At 38.0% G+C, this 23281-nt stretch carries 18 protein-coding genes; all 18 read right to left on the bottom strand.

The features are described 5' to 3' along the window. Window positions 1–204: 204 nt before the first annotated feature. Window positions 205–1071, bottom strand: a complete 867-nt coding sequence (locus tag DEX24_RS01295; RefSeq protein ID WP_109304586.1) for a 2-oxoacid:ferredoxin oxidoreductase subunit beta — start codon at window positions 1069–1071, stop codon at window positions 205–207. Beyond that, window positions 1071–2819 carry a 2-oxoacid:acceptor oxidoreductase subunit alpha gene (locus tag DEX24_RS01290; protein WP_109304585.1) on the bottom strand — a complete coding sequence of 583 codons (1749 nt, stop codon included), beginning with the start codon at window positions 2817–2819 and terminating at the stop codon, window positions 1071–1073. Before DEX24_RS01290 ends, DEX24_RS01295 begins: the two co-directional genes overlap by 1 nt. A 645-nt stretch (window positions 2820–3464) precedes the next feature. Further along, a complete protein-coding gene (locus DEX24_RS01285) occupies window positions 3465–4262 on the bottom strand; it encodes a TIGR00282 family metallophosphoesterase (RefSeq protein ID WP_109304584.1) in 798 nt (265 codons plus the stop codon). A 72-nt stretch (window positions 4263–4334) separates the two neighbouring features. Then, window positions 4335–5891 (bottom strand): ribonuclease Y, encoded by a 1557-nt coding sequence (gene rny / locus DEX24_RS01280; RefSeq protein ID WP_109304583.1) that lies wholly within the window; start codon window positions 5889–5891, stop codon window positions 4335–4337. A 438-nt stretch (window positions 5892–6329) separates the two neighbouring features. Further along, a complete protein-coding gene (recA, locus tag DEX24_RS01275) occupies window positions 6330–7394 on the bottom strand; it encodes a recombinase RecA (protein WP_109304582.1) in 1065 nt (354 codons plus the stop codon). Window positions 7395–7585: 191 nt separating this feature from the next. After that, window positions 7586–8842: a competence/damage-inducible protein A gene (locus tag DEX24_RS01270; protein WP_109304581.1), complete on the bottom strand. Its 1257-nt coding sequence runs from the start codon at window positions 8840–8842 to the stop codon at window positions 7586–7588. 131 nt (window positions 8843–8973) lie between these two features. Then, complete coding sequence (pgsA, locus tag DEX24_RS01265) at window positions 8974–9555, bottom strand: CDP-diacylglycerol--glycerol-3-phosphate 3-phosphatidyltransferase (RefSeq protein WP_109304580.1); 582 nt, start codon at window positions 9553–9555, stop codon at window positions 8974–8976. 50 nt (window positions 9556–9605) lie between these two features. Continuing rightward, complete coding sequence (locus tag DEX24_RS01260; RefSeq protein WP_109304579.1) at window positions 9606–10538, bottom strand: helix-turn-helix domain-containing protein; 933 nt, start codon at window positions 10536–10538, stop codon at window positions 9606–9608. 18 nt (window positions 10539–10556) lie between these two features. Further along, a complete protein-coding gene (locus DEX24_RS01255) occupies window positions 10557–11357 on the bottom strand; it encodes a DUF3388 domain-containing protein (protein ID WP_109304671.1) in 801 nt (266 codons plus the stop codon). A 142-nt stretch (window positions 11358–11499) separates the two neighbouring features. Then, window positions 11500–12228, bottom strand: coding sequence for an elongation factor P 5-aminopentanone reductase (ymfI, locus tag DEX24_RS01250; protein ID WP_109304578.1), 729 nt, complete (start codon window positions 12226–12228; stop codon window positions 11500–11502). Continuing rightward, window positions 12228–13535 (bottom strand): EF-P 5-aminopentanol modification-associated protein YfmH, encoded by a 1308-nt coding sequence (yfmH, locus tag DEX24_RS01245; RefSeq protein ID WP_109304577.1) that lies wholly within the window; start codon window positions 13533–13535, stop codon window positions 12228–12230. The genes ymfI and yfmH overlap by 1 nt, the downstream gene beginning before the upstream one ends. Window position 13536: 1 nt before the next feature. Then, window positions 13537–14802, bottom strand: coding sequence for an EF-P 5-aminopentanol modification-associated protein YfmF (gene yfmF, locus DEX24_RS01240; RefSeq protein WP_109304576.1), 1266 nt, complete (start codon window positions 14800–14802; stop codon window positions 13537–13539). A 147-nt stretch (window positions 14803–14949) separates the two neighbouring features. Beyond that, window positions 14950–15909 carry an ABC transporter permease gene (locus DEX24_RS01235; protein ID WP_109304575.1) on the bottom strand — a complete coding sequence of 320 codons (960 nt, stop codon included), beginning with the start codon at window positions 15907–15909 and terminating at the stop codon, window positions 14950–14952. A gap of 1 nt (window position 15910) precedes the next feature. After that, window positions 15911–16993, bottom strand: a complete 1083-nt coding sequence (locus DEX24_RS01230) for an ABC transporter permease (protein ID WP_109304574.1) — start codon at window positions 16991–16993, stop codon at window positions 15911–15913. Further along, window positions 16993–18531, bottom strand: coding sequence for an ABC transporter ATP-binding protein (locus DEX24_RS01225; protein ID WP_109304573.1), 1539 nt, complete (start codon window positions 18529–18531; stop codon window positions 16993–16995). The genes DEX24_RS01230 and DEX24_RS01225 overlap by 1 nt, the downstream gene beginning before the upstream one ends. 168 nt (window positions 18532–18699) lie before the next feature. Beyond that, window positions 18700–19635 carry a BMP family lipoprotein gene (locus tag DEX24_RS01220; RefSeq protein WP_249033880.1) on the bottom strand — a complete coding sequence of 312 codons (936 nt, stop codon included), beginning with the start codon at window positions 19633–19635 and terminating at the stop codon, window positions 18700–18702. A 191-nt stretch (window positions 19636–19826) separates the two neighbouring features. Then, a complete protein-coding gene (locus DEX24_RS01215; RefSeq protein ID WP_109304572.1) occupies window positions 19827–20555 on the bottom strand; it encodes a GntR family transcriptional regulator in 729 nt (242 codons plus the stop codon). A 337-nt stretch (window positions 20556–20892) separates the two neighbouring features. Continuing rightward, complete coding sequence (locus DEX24_RS01210; protein ID WP_109304571.1) at window positions 20893–23274, bottom strand: FtsK/SpoIIIE family DNA translocase; 2382 nt, start codon at window positions 23272–23274, stop codon at window positions 20893–20895. Between the last annotated feature and the right edge of the window lie 7 nt (window positions 23275–23281).

The raw sequence follows: 23281 nt of genomic DNA, 5'->3' as shown, positions 1-23281 counted from the left end.
TCAAGGTAAATAATCTCAACTACCCATTTACTCATATAGAGGATAATGATCATATAAGCTTCCTGATCTATTATTTTACTAACGATCGCAACCAAACTATTATATACGGTCACAGATACACAACCTATTTTGAATTAAAATCATCACCCATAACTCAAAAAACCGCCCATGCAGATGGGCGGTTTTTTGTAGTAATGTAGTGAATTACATGAATTCTTTCATTAAATTATTCAGTTGCTCTTCTTGTAAATGAATATCTGCATGTACAAGTGGTGTTTCGTTATAACCAATTACTTTTTCTTGATATGAAGTTGTTTCGGTATCTTCGTAAATAATACCTGTTACAAGTCCTTCATGTTCCATGACTGTTTTCATAGCCATTTGACGATCTGTGTGATCGTAATTTTCAATATCAGCAAGTTTTGTTAAGTTTTCTTTGAACCAGTCATAGGTGTTTACTTTATTATATGTGACACACGGACTGAAAACATTAATGAATGAAAAACCTTTGTGCTGCATACCGGCTTCAATAATTGCTGTCAGTTCTTTTAAATCAGATGAAAAGCTTTGTGCTACGAATGTCGCACCAGAAGATAATGCTACTTCCAAAGGTTTTAGTGACGGCTCAATTGCACCACCTGGCGTTGATTTCGTTACGAAACCAGCAGCCGAACGTGGTGAAGTTTGCCCCTTCGTTAAACCATAAATTTGGTTGTCCATTACAACATATGTTACGTCTATATTACGACGAATGGAGTGGACTGTATGTCCCATACCAATAGCAAAACCATCACCGTCACCGCCTGTTGCAATAACATTTAAATCACGATTCGCCATTTTAAGTCCTTGAGCAATTGGTAAGGCACGTCCATGAATACCATGTAAGCCGAATGCATTAATATAACCTGATAAGCGGCCTGAACAGCCAATTCCTGATACGACTGCTAATTCATGTGGTTCAATTCCTTGGTTTGCTGCAGCGCGTTGAATCGCCGCTTGAACGGAGAAATCCCCACAAGCTGGACACCAGTTTGGTTTGATTGTGTTACGAAAATCTTTAAACGTCGCCATTATTTAAGCAGCTCCTTCACTCGATTTAACAATTCATGTGGTAAGAAAGGCGTACCATCATATTTTGTTAAATTGATAATTTTGTCATGCCCACCCATATTGAGTTTAATAATATTAGCAAGTTGACCTGTCGCATTATTTTCAACGACAATAATTTTTTTTGCCGCATCCATTAACGGCTTCATTTCCATTGTTGGGAATGGGTGTAATAGACGAATATGTGCATGATTTGCTTTTATGCCTTGTGCATCTAATAGTGGGCGAATTTCTTCAATCGAGCCTTTAGTTGAACCAAAGCCTACAATTAGTACATCCGCTTCTTCATTTGGTGCATCTATGAAAATAGGCATATCAAAGTTTACATAGTTTAGTTTGCGCATACGTTTGTCCATTTGAGCTTGTCGGTTAGATGCCGACTCAGAAGGTGTACCAATTTCGCTATGTTCAACACCTGTAACATGGTGGATACCATGTTTTTGACCCGGTACTACGCGAGGTGATACACCATCTTCAGTAATTTCATAACGTCTGAAGTATTCTTTTTCTTCCAACTCTGGTAAATTATCTAAATTCAATTTACCACGTTTAATGGCTATTTTTTTGAAATCAAATGGTTCAACTGTCTGTTTGCCCAATGACAACTGCAAATCGGAAATAACAATTACAGGTAATTGTAATTCATCTGCAATATTAAATGCTTGGATCATATCATAAAAAGCCTCTTCACCTGTTGAAGGTGCAATAACAACTTTAGGAATTTCTCCATGTGTTCCGTATAACATGGCCATCAAATCAGACTGCTCTTGTTTTGTTGGTAAACCAGTTGATGGACCACCACGTTGTGTATCTACGACAACTAATGGTGTTTCTGTCATACCAGCCAAGCCAAGCGCCTCCATCATTAAAGACAGACCAGGGCCTGCTGAGGCAGTGAATGAACGCGCACCACCATAACTTGCGCCAATCGCCATCGTTGCTGCTGCAATTTCGTCTTCTGTTTGAATGACAGTACCACCAAATTTAGGTAGTTTTTGAATCAAATATTCCATTATTTCAGTTGCTGGTGTAATAGGGTACGCGGCCATTAAACGTACGCCAGCTGCAAGTGCACCCATCGCAATGGCTTCGTTACCAATCATGAACATACGGTGTTGATTGTCACCTGGAGCCAATTCAAATTGACCTTCAGCAATCCCTGCTGCATCAAGCATATCATGCATAATTTCATGACCTTTGGCAATGGCTTCTAAGTTCTTTGCAACGACCTCTTCGCCCTTACGACCAAAGATTTCACTGACAACACTTTGGAATACTTCATCTTTAAGGTTCATCAATGCTGCGGTAGCACCAATCGCTACCATATTTTTCATCAATGTTGTTCCTAATTCTTTAGCTGCCTCTGTAAATGGCACAATATATAAAGTAGCTGGGCAGTCTTCCGGTGGAACCGGTTTGAATTTAGCATCTGCTAAAATGACACCCGTAGCATCTAATTCATGATAATTAACATCGATTGTTTCTTGATCAAAAGCTACTAATATATTTAAATCATCTGGAATTGTATGAACGCTTGTCGTGCGTACATTGATTTTATTATTTGTATGCCCACCTTTAATACGTGATGAGAAATGACGATAACCATACAAATGGTATCCTAAACGATTCATTGCAGTAGAGAACATTTCGCCGGTACTTTCGATACCTTCACCTTGTTGTCCACCGACCTTCCATGAAAGCTGATGTAACATCTATAAACATCTCCTTAAAACAGGTTATTTTCAAATGATTGTTGTTTCATTATTCTTTCATAAGTTTATCATGAAGAAAGGCTATAAACTATTGCTAATCCATGTTTTTCTTCAATTTCAGACCTTTGACGGAACAATAATTGAACATTGTGTATCATTTTTCTTTTTACAGTACAATTCAAGTCTTATTTTAACATACTTAATGTGGCAATCCGAACAATACTATATATGACGAATGTAATACCCTGTGAAACACGATTATTTGTTCATATTACTTATGAATAAATCACTATATACCGAACATTATATTCTTCTCTCTTTTTTTTGTTCGTCTTTAAAATACAGTATTTTTTGCTCGTTCATTTCAGGCGAAATCTGCTCATCCCATATACACACCTATTTCTTTCTACTTTCTATGCCATAAAATCTTCGCACGAAAAGGCTTACATAGTTTAATTCCATATACAGTTGATTTGTAATGCCGCCTTCTAAAGAGCCATTTGAATAGCCAAAATAAAAACGCGTCAATATCTCTATTTATCGGTTTTTCAATATATGAATCACTAGTATGGTAGAGCAACTCAAAACTAGTTGTTTGAATGCACAAAAAAGACTAGCCGCAGTAGGCTAGTCTTTTCACTACTATTAACCTTTGAATGGGTAGTCAGCATTAATATAAATACGTTCGCAGTGTTTTGCTTGACCTGTGTCATCATCGATATCAACGAAGAAACCACTCAATACTTCACGTCCTTCAGTTGGTACTTCAAAGCGTACAGGCATATTTGTTTTAAAGCGATAAATGACGCTTTCTTTTTTCATGCCAAGTACTTCATCATAAGGACCTGTCATACCAACATCTGAGATAAAGGCTGTACCGCCAGGGAATATACGTGCATCAGCTGTTTGAACATGTGTATGCGTTCCGACAACTGCTGATGCTTGACCTGCTAGATGCCAACCTAATGCAATTTTTTCTGAGGTTGTTTCCGCATGAAAATCAACAAAAATCAAAGGTGAAATTTGCTTCGCTTCTGCAATTAAATCTTCGGCTTTAGCGAATGGATCATCGTGAGCTGGTAAAAATACGCGTCCGTGAAGATTGATTACTGATAAAGTTACACCATTTTTTGTTACTGTTGTCATACCACGCCCTGGAGCGTCTTCTGAAAAGTTTGCTGGACGAATCAAATAATCTGTATCGTCGATGAAATCAAAAATTTCTTTTTGATCCCATGTATGATTACCCATCGTAATAACATCTACACCCATCATTAATAGTTCTTGATAAATGCTTTTCGTAATGCCACGTCCTTTTGCTGCATTTTCACCATTTGCTATGACTACATCAACATTGTATTTGCGTTTAAGACGTGGTAAATAATGTTCTACTGCATCTAAACCGATGTCTCCAACAATATCTCCGATAAATAATACTTTCATGTAAATCTCCTGCTTTCATTTAAAATAGTCACCTTAAAAAACAAAAAACCTGCGGATGCAGGCTTTTTGTTTTTATTTTGCGTATTCGACTGCTCTTGTTTCTCGAATAACTGTCACTTTTATATGTCCTGGATAATCCAGTTCATCTTCAATGCGTTTACGTATATCTTTTGCTAATCGATGTGCAGTAATATCATCTACAGCATCTGGGCGAACGATAATACGAATCTCTCTACCTGCTTGAATAGCAAATGATTTCTCAACGCCTTCGTATGATTCAGAGATTTCTTCTAGTTTTTCAAGGCGACGAATATAGTTTTCTAACGTCTCACTACGAGCACCTGGGCGAGCTGCTGATAAGGCATCTGCTGCTGCCACTAATACCGCGATTACCGATGTTGCTTCTGTATCACCATGATGAGATGCAATACTGTTAATCACGACTGGATGCTCTTTATATTTCGTAGCTAATTCCACACCAATTTCAACATGGCTACCTTCTACTTCATGGTCAATTGCTTTACCGATATCATGCAGTAAACCTGCACGTTTTGCTAAAGTAATATCTTCGCCAAGTTCGGCAGCAAGTAAACCTGCTAAATGAGCCACTTCGATTGAGTGTTTTAGTACGTTTTGACCGTAACTTGTACGGTATTTCATACGTCCAAGAATCTTCATTAAGTCTGGATGTAGATTATGAATTCCTAATTCGAACGTTGTTTGTTCGCCGGTTTCACGAATTTGTTCATCTACTTCACGACGTGATTTTTCAACCATTTCTTCTATGCGTGCTGGATGAATGCGACCATCTTGTACTAGTTTTTCAAGTGCAAGACGCGCTGTTTCACGACGAATTGGATCGAAACCAGACAGAATAACTGCCTCAGGTGTATCATCGATGATTAAGTCGATACCTGTTAATGTTTCAAGCGTTCGAATATTACGGCCTTCTCGTCCAATAATCCTGCCCTTCATTTCATCATTTGGTAGATTAACTACTGAGACTGTCGTTTCAGCAATATGATCCGCTGCAAAACGTTGTACAGCTAATGATAAAATTTCACGTGCTTTTTTACCAGATTCTTCTTTAGCACGACTTTCTGCTTCTTTTGTCATAACAGCGATATCTGTATTAAGTTCATTTTCAACTTCTTTAAGAATAATTGCTTTCGCTTCATCGCGTGTTAATGCTGAAATTCTTTCAAGCTCCGTTTCTTGCTTCGCTTTTAGTTCTGCCACTTTGCTTTCTATCTGCTCAATTTGCTGATGTCTTTCAACTAGAGCATTTTCTCTGCGTTCTAAGCCCGCTTCTTTTTTATCAAGATTTTCATCTCGACGATCAAGATTTTCAATGCGTTGTTCCAATCGCATCTCTTGTTTAGAAAGCTCTAATCGGCCAGCATTAATCGTATTTTCTGCTTCAGTTCGAAGTTTGTGAGTTTCTTCTTTTGCTTCAAGTATTGCTCCCTTTTTCAGGGCTTCCGCTTCTCTTTCGCCTTCTTCAACAATAAGTTTCGCAGAGCTTTTCGCACCTGTCACTTTTGAATTATTCACTAGTTTAATGATGACATAGCTAACAACGACACCGACGATCAGACCAAGCAAAGCGGAGATGATGTAACCACCCATTCGAACACCTCCTCTTGCTATATTATTTAACATTTTTTAGTCGGCTATAGATTGTTTTTACAATATACTGCCTGTTTCATTTCGTTTTTAGAAATATAAAGTTAATACACTGTTAATTGTATAGATGTCCCTAGGCTCTGTCAAGGATTCACAATTAATGGATAGCTTGATTCCTACGCATTTCACGTCCTTTTTTAATCTATTTGCCCTTCTTTTAAGCAGACAAATATCAACGGAATAATTTGTTGTTTATTTATTGTATTTTCTTACTATTATATACTGATAATACGGTCATTCTAGCGAGCCGTAAGGGTAAGTCCATACTGGATTATATGAACTATTCGTTATTTTTTTCTCGAAATAATAGAAATATTGTTAATTTTCTTTTATTTCAAAAAAAAACTATTTCATAAACATGCTATGAAATAGTTTTTGTAATTATTTTTTTTCGTCTAGCAATATTGATAACTCGCTATCCATTTCTTCTGTTTCTTCTGCTTCCACTTCAAACTCGTCACCAGAAATACCAGATGCAGCACGGATTTTTTGCTCGATTTCAAGGCGAATAGCATCGTTTTCTTTTAAGAATTCTTTTGCGTTTTCACGACCTTGACCTAAGCGCTCTTCTTCGTATGCATACCATGAACCTGATTTTTGAATAATATCTTTTTCTGCACCAATATCGATAATTTCACCGACCTTCGAAATACCTTGGCCATACATAATATCAACCTCAGCTGTTTTGAAAGGTGGAGCAACTTTGTTTTTGACAACTTTGATTTTTGTACGATTACCAACAATGTCCGTCCCTTGCTTAATCGATTCTGCACGACGAATTTCTAAACGTACAGATGAATAGAACTTAAGTGCACGTCCACCAGTAGTCGTTTCAGGATTACCGAACATCACACCGATTTTTTCACGAATTTGGTTGATAAAAATAACCGTACAGTTTGACTTGTTAATAATACCCGATAATTTACGTAGCGCTTGAGACATTAAACGCGCTTGTAAACCCATATGAGAATCGCCCATCTCGCCCTCAATTTCGGCTTTTGGTACAAGTGCTGCCACGGAGTCAATGATAATCATATCAACAGCGCCACTGCGTACTAAAGCTTCTGTAATTTCAAGCGCTTGTTCTCCAGTGTCTGGTTGAGAAAGTAATAACTCATCGATATTAACACCTAAATTTTGTGCATAAACAGGATCCAATGCATGCTCAGCGTCAATGAAAGCTGCTTGACCGCCAATTTTTTGAATTTCAGCAATCGCATGAAGTGTTACTGTTGTTTTACCTGAACTTTCAGGACCATATATTTCAATGACGCGTCCGCGCGGATAACCGCCGACACCCAGTGCCATATCTAAAGTTAATGAACCACTTGATACCGTTTGAACTTTATAATCCGCACGTTCTCCTAATTTCATGACTGAACCTTTACCGAATTGTTTTTCTATTTGTTTTAAGGCGCTATCTAATGCCGCTTTGCGATCGCTCAAGCTATTTCCTCCTTCAGAAAATACGTTCTCTTTTTTATATCATAACTATACTTTATATTTGAGAAAACTACAAGCAAAAAGGGAACGTTTATTCTATTTTTATCATATAGTCATAAAACGTCGCTTTTTTCATCTACAATTTGTATTATTTCTACAGCATATGTCATAGATATTTATGTTTCAAATATAGCTTATATTTTTCGATAGCCTTTATCACTTAATAATTGAATGACACGGTAAATGGCCGTCTTCACTGCACGAATTCGATTCGTATTGCGCATGCCTTGTAAATGAAGTTCATATGTTACAGGTTCGTCATCTCCAAAAACAATACCAATCCACACCGTGCCGACTGGATGATTTGCGTGTGGTCCAGGACCTGCAGCCCCTGTTAAAGATACACCAATTTGACTACCAAATTTTTCTTTAATATTAATGGCCATAGAAGCTGCACATTCTGCACTAACAACTGTATAACGCTCAATTAACTCTTTGGGTACACCAAGTTGATTCACTTTCATATCTTCATTATACGTGACCATACCGCCATAGAGCACTTCACCTATACCAGGTACAGTTGCTAGCTCTGATTGGAAAAGGCCCGCTGTCAAACTCTCAGCTGCTGCGATCGTTAAGTTATGATCAATGAGCATATTTGCTAACTTTGAAGCCAACGATTCGTCGTTAACACCGTATAAATAGTCACCGGCTGCTGTTAATATTTGCTCTCGCACGGGTGTAATCAATGCCCATGCTTCATCTTCTGTATTGGCTTTTGCTGTAATGCGTAGCGTCACTTCACCATCACCTGCTAAAGGGGCGATTGTTGGGTTTGTCTGCTCCTCTAAAAGATGCTGTACGCGCTCCTCTAACTCCGCCTCACCAATCCCATAAAATCGTAATACATGCGAAACAATAAGACCTCCATCAGACACAAGACGAGCGAGTTTTGGTTTCGCTTCAAATTGAAACATTGGCTCCATTTCTTTTGGTGGACCTGGTAATAGAATATAAATGCGACCTTCCTGTTCTAAAAACATACCAGGTGCCATACCATTGGCATTTTCAAGCACTTCACAATCTTTCAAAACAAGTGCCTGTTTTCTATTATTCTCTGTCATTGGACGATTTCTTTTTGCAAAAAAACCTTCAATCATATTCATCGCATCATCATTTTGTTTGAGTGTGGTCCCCAGATGCTTAGCGATTGTCTCTTTTGTTAAATCATCCTTTGTTGGACCAAGCCCTCCCGTAAATATAAGAAGGTCCGCACGTTCTTCTGCACGGACAATAATCTCTTCTAAACGACCGGCATTATCTCCTACTACAGTGTGATAATATACATTAATTCCGAGCTCCGTTAGTTGACTAGAGATAAAGCGCGCATTTGTATTGTTGATTTGACCTAATAGAAGTTCTGAACCTACTGCTATAATTTCTGCGTTCATCAATTAAACACTCCATTCTCTCGACTAAATAAAATAAAAGACTCATTCGCAAATGCGCCTCTCAAAATTGAGCGGTTGTGAAATATTCATCTCACAAAATGAGTCCTACTATTTAAAATATAAGTGACCTATTATTTAGATGCAAGTAATACTTTACGGTTTAGCCAGAAATATTCAATCCCTGACCAGACGGTGAATACTAGAGCAACCCATAACATAATAACATCGGCCGGAATATTCCACATTTCAAAAATAATATTGTTAAGTAATAGTAATGTGACAGCAATAATTTGTGCCCAAGTTTTTATTTTACCAAGCTGATTTGCGGCAACTACTTCACCTTGTTCCGCACAGATTAAACGAAGACCTGTCACGGCAAATTCACGGCTAATAATCACGATAATAATCCAAGCTGGTACTTTATCTGACACTTCAATTAGTAAAATAAAAGCCGCAGACACCAATAATTTATCTGCTAATGGGTCTAAAAATTTCCCCATATTCGTTACAAGATTGTATTTACGAGCATAAAAACCGTCAATCCAATCCGTAATGGAAGCAACGACAAAAATCATCGCGCCAACAAAATGTTCAACAGGCATCGTGGCGCCTAATAGCGTCATTTTTCCCCATCCAAAATCTAATACCATTACTAAAACGAATACTGGTATTAAACAGATACGAGATAGTGTAATTCTATTAGGAATATTCATCTTTTTTTCACCCTTCTGATTTGAAAGGAAAATAGCCACCTAAGCGATGACTATTGTTCCTCTGCTAATTTAATTTCAATATTTTGAGTAGGTTTTTCTGAAGCTGGCGTAACTAACTTCACTTCTTCATCATTGATGAATATTTTTGCTGCTGCTGCTGCACCTAGACGAATACGTACGCTTTTCTTATCTTTTGCGTCTACTTTCACTTCATCGCCGGCGGCAAACATACCTGATTCGCCGAGAGTTGCACCATTTTCATCTGTAATACCTAACCAAATTGGGCCGGTAATTTCTACGCGCACATCAAGTTTTTTAGTGTCAGTCAACTGGTATGTAGTTGTAATACCATCTGAACCGACAACACCTTTAGATAATTTTTGTTTTGCTTTATCTGCTGCTTTTTTCTTCGCTGCTGCCTCTTTAGCTGCTTTTTTCTTCGCTGCTTCATCCGCTGCTGCTTTTTCTTTTGCTGTATCTTCTACATTTTTATTTTCTTGTGTGACTGGTGCTTTACTATTATCTACATCATTATTTGGTTGGTAGAATTTTAAAATTGCTACAACGGCAATAATGATAATGATAAATAATGCGATGACAACTTTTGGCATAATATCTGCGAATTTTTTATTTGGACCCATAGATTTTGCAACAGCTGAACGACGACGACTGCTCGATGACGAGTTGTTGTTACTACCTGATGCTTGTGACACGCTAGCACCCGTTCCTAAGTGATCTGCTACCTTATTCGTAGGCAATTCAGATTTATACGTCTCAAATAATTCATTGGCATCTAAGTCAACTGCTTCTGCATATTGTTTGATAAATGCTCTAACGTAGAAGGTACCAGGCATGACGCTATAGTTGCCCTCTTCAATTGCAGAAAGATAACGTTTTTGAATCTTTGTTTTTTCTTGTAAATCGTCTAGACTATACCCTTTACCAATTCGTGCTTCTTTTAAACATATGCCTAATTCTGTCACTTTCTACACCTACCTATATTAAAAGTTAAATCCACCAAAATCACCAAAACCTTCTGCGTCTTGTGAAAAACTATTATTTTGTTCTAATAGCTCATATGTGATTTCTTCATCTGGATGATGTCTCAATTCGATAATATAATCGAAGTCTTCAATTGCATATTCTGAATGTTGCACGAAAATATCTGGATGCTCAACCACTTTAATCGTTGGCATTTGCATAATTTCTCGTACGAGTTGATGATGCTTTTCATCGTTGGAACGCTTTGTAACGGCGCCATCTAGTACAAAAATATTATTTGCACCATACTCATCGCCATGCAGTCGATTTCTTGCTGTTTGCTTAATCATTGTAGAGGATAAAAACAGCCATTTCTTATTGGCACACACGCTTGCAGCCACGATTGACTCTGTTTTACCTACCCTCGGCATTCCACGAATACCGATTAGTTTATGTCCATCTCTTTTGAATAGCTCTGCCATAAAATCTACTAAAATACCGAGCTCATTTCGCACGAAACGAAAGGTTTTTTTCTCATCAGCCTCTCTTTGTATATAGCGGCCATGACGTATTGCCAATCGATCACGTGTTGTCGGTGGACGGAATTTCGTCACCTTTATCATTTCCATAATAGAAACAATATTCATGAAACGTTCAATTTGCTCTTCTTTTTCTGCACGTAATAGCATACCACGTCTAACTTGATCTACACCATTAATCGTGACAATATTAACGCGTAGCATACCTAATAACGAAGAAATATCCCCTAATAATCCCGGACGATTGATTTGAATTTCATATTCAAAATACCATTCTTTCACATACAACGATCCCTTCTGTTATACGACGAATAAAACATTTCTATGTTTCATAATAGACGATTTCTTGACATTTTTAAAGGGGAAAAGGGAAAGAGAGGAAAATTCTCCCCTATCTTTTTTATTTTGATTATTTGCGGGATTTTCAAATATACCATCCACCATTTAATCGCACGATTTGCCCCGTCATATAATCGGCTCTGCCAGACTGTAAAAACTGTACGAGATGTGCAACTTCTTCTGGTTGACCCGCTCTTTGCATCGGAATTTCTTCCGTTAATATTTGCAGTTCTTCCGGAGATAAGTGACCATTCATCTTTGTAGAGATTAAACCTGGTGCAACTGCATTAACATGTACACCATTATAGGCTGATTCTTGAGCATATGCCTTTACAAATGCATGTATAGCACCTTTTACAGTAGAGTATAGTACTTCTCCTGCTCCCCCTGCTTCCCCCCAAATTGAACCGATCATCGTAATATATGACACTTCATGACGACGTAATTTACTCGCTAAAAGTGTAATTATTTCGATTGGTGTCTGGACATGGACATGCCACAAAGCTTGCATATCTTCCGTCGTTGTATCATCGATTAATTTGTATAGAGATTGACCACTGGCGACGACAATTGCTTGGATTGAAAAGACAGACGCCGCAATTTTCTGCGCTGCATCGCCTTTTAATAGATCGGCTTGTATGAGCATAAACTCCTGCTTTGGATAATGTTGTTGGAGTTCATTCATTAAATCTAAGACATCCATTTGATTGCGATTGTATTGTAGATACAATGACCAACCATCTTGCGCTAATTCCTTAGCAATTGCACGCCCAATTGCACCAGATGCACCAAGCACCAATGTAAAACGCGTCATTATGCTTTCTCACTCGTATCATTTAATGGTTTAATCGTAAACATCGCTTGTTGCTCGATACCTTGAATGGATGTCATTGCTTCAACAACATCCGCCATCGTCAACTCTTCAATAACAGGAACAGCATCAAATAGATTCATATCGTTAAACTGATAGCGCGTAAATTGATTCGCTATAAATTCAATCGAATTCAATGCGCGTAAGAAGAAACCAATTTTACGACGTTTAACACGCTCTAATTGCTCCGCATCAAACGGTAAGGCACTCGCTGAATCATTCATTACTTTTTTAATAGCCAGTTCCAATTCAACTGGATAATTAGTATCGGAACCTACCATAGCAAAACCAAAACCTTTTTCTAAAGAAAAATCATAGGAATACGATTCGTCAATCCAGCCCTTTTCATACATATCTTCATAGAAATCAGAAGAGCGACCATACATTAAATCAAGTGCTAACTGCACAGCCAATTCATGTTTTAACATCGCCTTCCCTTGTAAATCTGTTATTTTCGCTTTGAATGATACATATGCTTTTTTCTTCAGAACATCCATTTTCAACTCATTCACTTTTACTGCTGCATCCAATGGTTCTTCCACTTCTATACGCTTAATTTCCGATGCTTCTGGGAACGTCTTCTGTGCTTGATCTTCACGAATAAACGACATCATTTCCTCAGGGTCTACGGAACCAATTGCGAATAAGAGCATATTTGATGGATGATAAAATGTATGATAACACGTGTATAAATGTTCGGCAGTTATTTTATCGATTGTTTCAATCGTACCAGCAATATCAATTTTCACCGGGTGATTATAATATAAATTCTCAATTGAGCCAAAAAATGCACGCCAATCAGGTTGGTCATCATACATCGTAATCTCTTGCCCGATAATACCTTTTTCTTTATTGACTGTTTGTTCTGTGAAATATGGCTGTTGCACGAAATCTAATAATGTTTTTGTACTTTCATACACATGATTTGTCGCGGAGAACAAATAAGCTGTGCGTGTAAATGACGTGAAAGCATTTGCCGAAGCACCGTATTGTCCAAATTTTTGGAAGACATCTCCATCTTCTTTTTCAAACATTTTATGTTCTAAAAAATGTGCAATACCATCTGGTACTGTAATAGCTTCCTCTTCACCAAGTGGCACAAAACTACGGTCGATTGAACCGTATTTCGTTGTGAATGTCACAAATGTTTTTGAAAATCCTTTTTTCGGTAAAATATAAACATCTAAACCATTAGGTAGTTTTTCATAATAAAGTGATTCATCTAATTGTTCAAAAATTACTTTTTCCATACTATGCTTCCTCCATTCCTGTAAGGAAGAATACTGTTTCTTTACGTACATTCTTCGCTACATTCGCAACATCTTCTTTTGTAACTGCTGCCCATTTTTCTGCCATCGCTGGTACAGAGAAACCGCCTGGTAGGTCACGATATTGGTCATATATTTCAATTTGGCCGCGCGCTGAGTCCAGCGCTTCTGTTAATTGGTTTGTCAGCATCGCTTTTGTTTGATCTAATTCCATATCTGAAATATCACCCAATTGAATGGCTGTTAGTTGCTCATCGATTAAGCGACTTGCTTTTTCTTCATTTTGTGATTCGATACCAGATGTCACATACACTAAACCATACTGTGAAGAATATGAGCTGCCACAATAATAAGCTAAGCTTTCTTTTTCACGTACATTGACAAATAGTTTTGCAGATGGATAACCGCCAAAAATACCATTGAAAATTTGCATTTTAGGGAAATCAATATCGCCAAATTTAACGGGTGTGCTATAACCAATATGCAGTTTTGCTTGACGCATATCCATCTGTTCTTTTTTATAATCTGTAATAGGCTCGGTATCTTCAACTACCTTTACGACATACGGCGTCGCACGATCTGCTAATGGTAATGCTGTTTTAATCGTTTTGATGATTTGTACTTCATCAATATCACCCACGACAAAAATATCGACCGCATCATTTTCTAACATGGATTTGTATGTTTTAACCAATGACTCTGGTGTAATCGCATTTACAGCTTCAACTGTACCATTTACTGAAATTGAAGCAGGATGATTCGGGCGTAGTAATTTTTGCAGTTGTACTTGTGCATAACGCGATTTTTCATCAAAAATCGACTGAATTCGATCGATGACCATCGCTTTTTCTCTCGCAACAATGGATGATACAAAGGCGCCATTTTCTAAATTCGGCTTAAACAAGACTGTATGGATTAATTCAAGTACCTTATCTAGTACATTATCATGTTTTAAATACTGATCATTTACCGTTTCAATATTTAAAAGTACGATTTCTTCATTGCCTTTTTTAGTCGTATCCAAATAAAGCACCGTACCGTATAGGTCATCTAAATACATGCGCACTGCCGCTGCTGTTTTGAATGTTGCATTGCTATGTTGTAAAACATTCGTCAATACGGTTCTGCTTGCAGTATCTTCTATAGATAGTTCTTTTTTAAAGCGAATTGAAATATTCACTGTTTTAAATTGGTCTGTTTTACGTGTAAAAACGTTAACACCCTTCGCTATTTCTGTTGTGTTAAACATGAATACCCTCCTAATTCTATGTGCATGAAGCCACTTCAACAATCATACCTTGAAAAATCAACACTTGGCAACTATTTACACTGCTTAAAAATAATAAAAAGCTGATTTTTCATGGCATGCATGAAAAACCAACTTTTTGAATGAAAATTAACGTTTACCTTTGATATATGCTTGGCCTGAAGCTTTTGGAGCTGAGGCTTTTCCAATAAATCCTGCAAGTGCTAGAATCGTTAGAACATACGGTAAGATCAACAAGATTACTTCTGGGATATCTTGAACATATGGAATTGCACCACCGGCGATTGATAGGGATTGCGCGAAACCGAAGAATAACGCTGCTCCTAAAGCACCAAGTGGATGCCATTTACCAAAAATCATTGCTGCAATGGCCATAAACCCTTGTCCACTGATTGTCGTAGCGCTGAAGTTACCTGAGATTGCTTGTGCAACGATTGCACCACCAATACCACCTAACGCACCAGAAATCATTACGGACACATAGCGCATGCCTGCGACGCGAACACCCATCGTATCCGCTGCCATCGGATGCTCACCTACTGCACGTAAACGTAAACCGAATGGCGTTTTATAAATGACGAACCATGCTAATATGGCGATACCAAATGCTAAAATAGATGTTCCATAAATATCGCTGAAGAACATTTTACCTAGTACAGGTATATCACTTAACAATGGAAAATCAAAGCGAGAAAAGCGCTCTTCAATTGAATCTGTTTGGCCTTTACCATACAGAAGTTTTGTAGCAAAGATGGCTATAGCTAAACCTAGCATATTTAAGGCCACACCGGATACCGTTTGATCGGCTCGAAGGGAGATGGCAGCTACCGCTAAGATAAGCGAGAAGATAACACCAATAATTAATGCAACGATCAGTCCTAACCATGGTGTAGCCGCACCAAATTTATCTGCAAAAGCTAAGTTAAAGACGATACTGATAAATGCACCCATAATCATAATACCTTCTAAACCGATATTAACAACGCCTGCGCGCTCGTTAAAGACGCCACCAATTGCTGTAATAATTAAAGGAGCTGCATAATAAATTGCGGAAGGAATAATGAAATATAACACTTCTAAAAAGCTCATGTTATTTCTCCCCCTTTACGTTCTTCTTATCGACTTTTGGTGTTTTTGTATCTTTTTTAACTAATTTGTTTAAAATCAATTGAATTAAATAACCCGAAGCCACAAAGAAGATAATTAATGCGATAACAATGGATACAATTTCCACTGGAACACCAGCTTCATTTGGCATGTTTAAACCACCATTTTTCAATGCGCCGAATAAAATCGCACCAAATAGTACACCAAGTGGCTGATTGGCTCCTAGAAGCGCTACCGCGATCCCGTCAAAACCGATACCAGAGAATGCTGTCATTTTCATAATATTCCCGAAAGTACCGAGTGCTTCCATCGCACCACCAATACCTGCGAACATACCAGAAATAACCATTGCTAAAATAATATTTTTGCTCACGTTCATGCCAGAATATTCAGCAGCATTTTGGTTAAATCCTACTGCTTTCAATTCGTAACCACGCGTTGTTTTTTCTAAAATAAACCACATAACTAATACTGCTAATAGCGCTACTGCAAAGCCCCAGTGTAGACGAGAGTAATCCGTCAATGACTGAAGGAATTCAGAGCCTAATGATGCAGAGGTATGAATTGTTTCGGTTTTTTCTTTACCATCTGATAATGTATCAATCGTTGCGTTTACTACATGAAGCGCTATGTAGTTCATCATGATTGTCACAATTACTTCATGAACTTGTAGTTTTGCTTTTAATAGACCTGGGATGAATGCCCATAGTCCACCGGCAATTGCCGCTGCAAGAATGGCTACGATTACGTGAAGTACTGGCGGTAAATCAAAGGCATATCCAACATAAGCAGCAGCTAGCCAACCCATGATTAATTGACCTTCGACACCAATATTAAATAATCCTGTACGGAAAGCAAATGCTACTGCTAAACCGGCAAATACATAAGGTGTAATCGTACGTATTGTTTCACCTAAATTATAAGAGTCACCTACCATACCATTTACTAATGCAATATAACCATCAACTGGGTTGAAACCCGTTGCAAGCATAACAATTGCACCAATAAGGAGACCAAGAATGATCGATACAACAGGAATTAAAAGTGATATCCATCTTTTCGACATTATTCGTCACCAGCCTTATCTTGCTTAGTATGAAGGGTTTGACCCGCCATTAATAAACCAAGCTTTTGTTCTGTTGTATTTTGTGGATTTACTGTATCGATAATTGAACCATCGTGAATAACAGCAATCGTGTCTGACACATTCATTACTTCATCTAACTCAAATGAAATTAACAATACAGCCTTGCCTTTATCACGCTGTTCAATCAAACGGCGATGTATAAATTCAATGGCACCTACATCTAGTCCACGCGTCGGAAGAGCAGCAATTAGTAAATCTGGATCACGTGAAATTTCACGACCAATAATTGCTTTTTGTTGATTCCCGCCTGATAAAGCGCGAGCTTCCGTGTGAATACCTGGTGTACGTACATCAAATTCATCGATAATTTTCGAAGCAAAACTATTTACTTCTTTATAATCAATAATGCCATTTTTAGAGATTGGCTTGTGATAATACGATTGCAATGCAATATTATGACCAATTGAGAAATCAAGTACTAAGCCATGCTTATGGCGATCCTGAGGGATATGACCAGTGCCGGCTTCTGTTATGCCACGTGGTTTCATCGATGTTATATCTTTTCCTTTTAAGGTAACTGAACCACCAGTTGCCTTTCGAAGACCAGTAATTGCTTCGATTAGCTCGGATTGACCATTACCATCAATTCCTGCAATACCCACAATTTCACCAGCACGGACGGAAAGATTTAAATTCTTAACGCGTTCTATACCTCGGTTATCTTTTACAGTAAGGTTTTCTACGCGCAGTACTTCTTCTTTTGGTATACCAACTGTTTTTTCTGTTTTAAAGATAACTTGTCGACCTACCATCATTTCAGCAAGTTCGTCTGGATTTGTTTCAGAAGTTGTTACTGTTCCGATCCCTTGTCCTTTACGAATGATCGTGACGCGATCTGATACTTCCATGATTTCCTTAAGCTTATGTGTGATCAAAATAATCGATTTTCCTTCAGCTACCAAACGTTTCATAATTTGAATTAATTCAATTATTTCCTGTGGTGTTAATGATGCTGTTGGTTCATCAAAGATTAAAATATCAGCACCGCGGTATAATGTTTTTAAAATTTCTACGCGCTGCTGCATACCGACTGAAATATCCTGAATTTTCGCATAAGGATCTACATCCAGTCCGTATTGTATAGACAACTCTTGAATTTTTTTCGCTGCTTTACGAATGTTAATCAAGCCCATTTTAGTTGGCTCTGAACCTAAAATGATATTCTCTGTCACCGTAAATTTTTCAACTAGCATAAAGTGTTGGTGAACCATGCCGATACCAAGTTGGTTGGCTTTATTTGGGTCCGTTATACGAACCGACTCACCTTTAACTTTAATGTCGCCTGCCTCCGGTTGATATAAACCAAATAAGACGTTCATTAAAGTGGACTTACCAGCTCCGTTTTCACCGAGCAAAGCATGAATCTCCCCTTTTTCTAGTTGAAGGGTGACGTTGTCATTCGCTACGAAATCCCCAAATTGTTTGCGGATACCTAGCATTTCGATCACATATTCCAATGTGCTCACTCCTTCGGGCTATATATTGTACTTAATTATTACTGTGATTAAAAAATTAACACAAGTAATATTACACTTTTTATGTAGAATTACTTCTATTAACTTTAAAGTGAAAAACATCATGGAGGAACTCGCCTCCATGATGAATGTAATTAACTAATTAAGAAACTATTTTTTAGCTGGTTTTTCAGGAACTTCAATTTCGCCAGCTACAATTTTAGCTTTAAATTCGTCAACTTTTTTCATAGTTTTATCAGAGATAGCACCATGAGAATCAGCTAAGTCAACACCTTTGTCTTTAAGACCATAAGTAATTGTTTCGCCGCCTGGGAATTTACCATCTTTAGTTAATTTAGAAACATCTTTAGCAGCAATATCTACGCGTTTAAGTACAGATGTCATTACGATATTTGTATCGCCAACTTTACCTTCGTCGTATTGGTCACGGTCAACACCGATTGCCCATACATTTGCTTTAGGATCTTTTTTCTTACGTTCTTTTGCTTCAGTGAATAATCCGTTACCCGTACCACCAGCTGCGTGGAAAATAATATCCGCGCCACCATCGAACATACGTTTAGCGATTGCTTGACCTTTAGCAGCGTCGCCGAATGAACCAGCGTACTGAACGTCAACTTTTACTTTAGGGTCTGCTGCAGCTACGCCAGCTTGGAATCCAGCTTGGAATCCTCCGATAACGTCGCCTTCCATACCACCGATGAATCCTACTTTACCTGTTTTAGATTCTAAAGCAGCAGCTACACCAGCAAGATATGATGCTTCATTTGCTTTGAACATAATAGAAGTAACATTGTCTAAATCTGGAACTACTTCATCAATAATTGCTAACTTAGCATTTTTTTGTTGAGTAGCTACAGTTTTAACAGCATCTTGTAATTTAAAACCTACTGCGAACACTAGGTCAAAATCACGACGAACAAGGTTTTTAATATTCGTTTCGAAATCAGAATCTTTGGCAGATTGTAAGTAGTCGTAACCACCGTCGCCGCGAGTCATATTGTTTTCTTTAGCGAATTCTTCAATACCTTCCCAAGTAGATTGGTTGAATGAACGGTCATCAATACCGCCTGTATCCGTTACCATTGCTACTGAGAAATCATCTTTTTTCGACTCTTTGCTACCATCTTTTTTGTCATCTGAACCACATGCAGCTAATAATGTACCTGAAGCTAATACAGCAGTAAGTGCTAAACCTAAGTTACGCTTTTTTCATTTTGGAGTCCTCCCAAAAAGTAATTAGTTGTATTTCCGATAGCAGGAATGATTAGTTGATGTTAAACGCGTTTGCGAACTACATGGAAACTGAACTTATCAGCTCTAAAATAGTTCTTAGAATACAGCACAATACGATCGTTATCATCGTAATGTGACTGCGTTAGTAAAAGTAAAGACATTTCCGGCTCACTTTTAAGCACCAAAGAAACTTCGGGATGAAATCCGACTGGCTTAATATGTGTCACCGCATAGGCAACATGGATTTCGCCAGACTCCTCAAGTGCTGAAAAAATCGAAGAATCATGACGTTGCTCAAAATCCCTTGGCAAAAAATCACTAGGAACATGATCAACACAATAAACGACAGGCTCACCATTCGCAGTACGAACGCGCTTAATCGTTAACTTGAAATCACCTTCATCGCATTGAAAGCGTTTAATATCTTCTTCATTCGAAATAGTTTTTTCAGAACTTAAATAAATCGTCCCCGGCTCCATTCCTGCATCTTTAATCATAGACGAGATACTCGTTAGATGTTCAATACCGGAAGTGAACATTGGTTTCGGATTGACAAATGTCCCTACACCATGTCGACGAACAATAATATTTTCTTCTTCCAACAGTCGCAATGCTTCACGTAGTGTTGCACGACTGACTCCAAGTGATTTAGAAAGCTCAAATTCAGATGGTAATTTTTCATTTTCTTTAAAAACACCATTTTCTATATCAGCCTTCAGATGGTCAATCACCTGAAGATACAAATGACGATGATCTGATTTAATAGACATTCAAATCACCACCAATTAGACATCAGACATCAGACGTAAAACATTCCTGCTAATCAGACATTACTATACCATTTTTAAACGATTAAATAAATAGATTTAAAAAAAATCTGTTTTAAAACAGCATGTTTTTTTATTGAACTGTCATATTTTTGTTAGTGATACGCTATAAATGTATTTTTTTAACTTTCTAAAGCCATTTTTTATCAAAAATTTATTTTCTAGACTACACACAAATTTAGTTGCTCTATGTCCTGTATTCGCTCGAAGTTACGACCGAAATAAATTGAATAGTCTGTCGATTCACTATTATATAGCATACAACTTATTTCCAACTGTACTAGTGACGGTCATGCAAAATCTGTCTCGGCTTGCTTTTTTCAGGGGGACCAACTACGCCCCGCTCTTCCATTTGATCCATGATTCGAGCTGCTCTAGCGTAGCCAACTTTTAACTTACGTTGCAAGAATGATACGCTTGCTGTATCGCTCTCAATCACCAAATCAACAGCCTGAGAATATAGTTCATCTAAATCAGAAACCTCTGTATCTTCTACTTCTTCAGTAGGAATCATCTCTTCCTGATATTGTGCTTTTTGTTGGCTGATGACGAAATTAACGACTTCTTCTACTTCTTCATCTGATACAAACGCACCTTGTACACGCACGGGCTTCGATTCACCCGCAGGTAAAAATAACATATCTCCACGTCCCAATAAGCGCTCTGCTCCACCCATATCTAGAATTGTTCTAGAGTCGATTGATGAAGAAACAGCAAAAGCGATACGTGATGGGATATTTGCTTTAATTACGCCAGTAATGACATCAACACTTGGTCTTTGTGTCGCGATAATTAAATGAATACCTGCTGCACGCGCCATTTGTGCTAATCGAGTAATTGAATCTTCCACATCATTTGATGCCACCATCATTAAATCGGCTAATTCATCGACAATTACAACAATAAATGGCAATCTTGGATGTTTTTCATTATTTTCTTCATTGAAGCGGTCAACATGGTTATTATAGCCTTCAATATTCCTCGTACCAGTATGTGAAAACAATTCATAACGTCTTTCCATTTCAGATACTACTTTTTTTAGGGCTTGTGACGCTTTTCTTGCATCTGTAACAACTGGGGCTAATAAATGAGGGATACCATTATAAACATTGAGTTCCACCATTTTTGGATCAATCATCATCATTTTTACTTCATGTGGTTTTGCTCTCATTAAAATACTAACAATTATGCCATTAATACAGACTGATTTACCACTACCTGTAGAGCCTGCCACAAGCAGATGCGGCATTTTTTGTAATTGAGCCAATTTCGCTTCTCCAGAAATATCTCGACCGAGGCCAATTAACAACTTGGCATCTGGTTTATTATTTTCTTTGGATTCCAACACTTCACGCAAACTAACAATTGCTACTTCTTTATTTGGCACTTCAATTCCAACAGCCGATTTACCGGGAATGGGTGCTTCAATCCGAATGTCTTTCGCTGCTAGCGCCAATGCTAAGTCATCTTGTAAATTGACAATTTTACTAACTTTCACACCGCGATCGGGTAATACTTCATACTCCGTCACAGCTGGACCGATATGAACTTCCGTCACGGTTGCCTTTACGCCAAATGATAAAAAGGTTTGTTCCAACTTTGTCGCATTTTCTTGGATAATTGCAAATTCACCACTTTGATCAGTAGGCGTAGGTTGTTTTAACACATGAATATTTGGTAGCTCATACGATTTATTTTCAATTATTGCTTCTCCCGCTGCAACGACCAAATCAGATGGGATTTCTTCTTCTTCAGTCGCCACCGGTTTCTGCGGTTCAGATGAATGTAGTAGGTCCTCCTCATTGGCAGCCTCAATTGGTTGAATATTTTGCGTAAATGCAGAAATATTCAATTCCCGCTTCGGTAGTTCTTCTAGTTCTTCTTCAACTAACATCTCTTCCGTCGGTTGTGCTTGACCATCGATTACTTTCAACTCTGGTGCAGGCTTTTTCGCCGGTTTTTCTTTAGCAAGTTGTTTTTTCACTGCTTTACGATAGTGCCTTGCCTCTCGAACCTCTTGACGGCGTGAAGTAATGCTCGCTTTCCATGATGGGAGCTGTTGCATAATATACGGTACTAGTGCACGCCCCGTTATAAGGATAAAGGCAATAAACATAATAATCCATGCAACAATAAAGGAACCCGTCGTATCAAAAAGGACATGACTTAGCGCAAATACAACACCACCAACTAAGCCTCCACCAATGGCACTTCCAGCAGTCGTCACACCCCGCTCCGTCACAAGAAGTTGCCATGTCTGAATCAGTACCGAACGATCAATATCCATCGTCGATTTAAAAAGGGCGATTTGACTAAATAATGTCGCACCGATCACAAGTAAAGTAATGCCCCAAACAAAGCGATTTTTAAATTCTGGGAGCGCTCGAACAATCATCATATAACCTGCATAAGCAATCAATATAAATGGCATAATAATATACCAACTACCAACAAATAATTTCATTGTTGATTGTAATAAATCACCTACAACACCTAATTTAAATAATGCAAGTATTGCGATCAATACGAGAATCAAACCACTTATTTCATAAACTAATGGTGACATTGTTTTTTTAGCTGCTGGTTTTCTTTGCCTAGGAGTTGGCTTTTTTTTCGTTGCAACAGCAGTTGGTTTTTTTGTCGTTTTTCTCGTTGTTGCCATCTCTACA

It is taken from the genome of Kurthia sibirica (assembly GCF_003143975.1).
GTDB lineage: Bacteria > Bacillota > Bacilli > Bacillales_A > Planococcaceae > Kurthia > Kurthia sibirica.
This window is presented reverse-complemented; position numbering and strand designations above follow the sequence as displayed.